The following is a 1962-nucleotide window of genomic DNA, read 5'->3' as shown; positions in this document are numbered from 1 at the left end:
CCATGACCATACTAAAAACCAAAATCCACTGTTTAAACCTTAACGAATCTTTCATTATAGCTATTTTTAGGTGTAATAATTTTAAGAATGTAGAGTCCTTGGTTAAGTGAGGATATATCTATCTGATATTGAGTTTTTATTTTACTGAAATTGAACTGCTTAACGAGTAGCCCATTTATCGTCAGAATAGCGATTTCAGAAATATTCGTTGAGTATTCTAAATTCTTAATATTGAGAACAGACCTAGCTGGATTAGGATACAGCTTAAAGTTGTCATGAGCGATTTTCTTATTTTCCACAGAAAGCAAAGGGGTAACTGAAACCTCGTCAATGGCATAGTAAGCACTTCCATCGGGCAGTTCAGATAAATCGGCAATTGTATTAGTATCATTATAAAAATTTCCGATATGCAAATAATTGTATGCTGAATCAGCTACAAAAACTTCTGAAACTGTAGTCCAGCCTTCTATTGGAATAATGCTCTCCAAGGTATAATGACTCGAGTTAATAGGAAATTCCGACAGAGCATAGAATTCGTGTGTGGAAAAATTAAAGCCAACATTGTTTGTCTCGATAAGAACTTCAGGATTTTCCATTCCGGATACTTTGAATTCAACTAAGTAAGAATTATCAATAACCAAAGGTTCAATCAGTTCTACGCCTATTATTTCTCGGGCATTCAAAAAATTAGCACTATAAGTTACAAAACCAATCAATCCTTCGCCTGCAAAAGGTGCTTCATTTCCAAAAACTAATTCAGGTGGCGACAATAGATCAATTTCAGAACAAGTATGATACCAGTCAGGTGTAGGTAGCTCTTGAATTGGTGCTGTAATACTTGCATACCAAAAAGAACATTCAAGAGTAACATTTCCAGTTTGAGTTGGACAGATGATCCCTTCTTCAAACCCACCATTGGGTACAAGGTTTTGTGCAGAGGTCATAGCAGATAATACTATCATACTGCAAATCAAAATCCATTGCTCAAGCCTTAATAAACTTCTCATAATACATGGTTTTAGGGGTTATAATCTGAAGAATGTAGAGTCCTTGACTTAGTGAAGATATATCAAGTTCATATTGAATATTTCTTTGACTGAAATTGAATCGCTCAACACGCGTACCATTTATTTTCAATACAGCGATTTCAGAAATATTCGTTGAGTTTTGTAAATTCTCAATTGTGAGGATAGACCTAGCCGGATTAGGATATAGCTTAAAATGTTGAAAGCTTTCTAAACTGTTTGATAGAATTGGAGTAATGCTAACATTGTCAATTACATAGTATCCCATAAAACTATTAGGACTTCCAAACTCCGTATTGATCGAAGAAGCATCAAAGAAGTTTCCTAGATGAAAATATGAATAGGTAGAATCAGCAATAAAGACTTCTGAAACGCTATACCAGCTATCGGATAGAGGAATAACTGTATCAATATTAAAATGACTACTGTTTATCGGAAAGTTTTGAACTAAATAGTAAGGGTGTGTGGAAAAATTGTAACCGATATTATTGGTTCCTATCCCAATATCATTATTTGGAAGACTTGATATTTTAAACTCTACTAAATAAGTCTGTCCGACAATTAAGTTTTCTAATAATTGAACCGCAATTGTCTCTCTATAATCCGAGTCGTTAGTACCATATGTAACAATACCAGCATAACCGTTTCCTTCATAAGTATTTTGGTAGCCAAAAGCTACTTCCGGAGGAGTGAGAGATTCAAATTCTGCACAAGTATGAAACCAATCTGGTGTTGGATCATCATCCTCATTATTTAAAAGACTGCCATACCAATTCGCACATTCTTCCGTAACATTCCCGACAAAACTAGGACATGTGATACCCTCCTCAAACCCACCATTAGGAATCAGGTTTTGAGCAGATGTAATGGCTATTACCATGACCATACTAAAAACCAAAATCCACTGTTTAAACCTTAACGAATCTTTCATTATAGC

General features: G+C 34.8%; 2 protein-coding genes. Both read right to left on the bottom strand.

The annotated features are described in order from the left end of the window. Positions 1-32: 32 nt before the first annotated feature. On the bottom strand, positions 33-1007 hold the full coding sequence (locus tag O3Q51_18340; protein ID MCZ4410782.1) for a T9SS type A sorting domain-containing protein: 975 nt from the start codon (positions 1005-1007) through the stop codon (positions 33-35). After that, positions 985-1962 (bottom strand): T9SS type A sorting domain-containing protein (locus O3Q51_18335; protein ID MCZ4410781.1); only part of this gene is annotated, 978 nt, incomplete at its 5' end. The genes O3Q51_18340 and O3Q51_18335, both read right to left, overlap by 23 nt.

It is taken from the genome of Cryomorphaceae bacterium 1068 (genome assembly GCA_027214385.1).
Classification (GTDB): domain Bacteria; phylum Bacteroidota; class Bacteroidia; order Flavobacteriales_D; family Cryomorphaceae; genus JAKVAV01.
The sequence above is the reverse complement of the archived record's forward strand: the minus strand, read 5'-3'. Positions and strand labels throughout refer to the sequence as shown.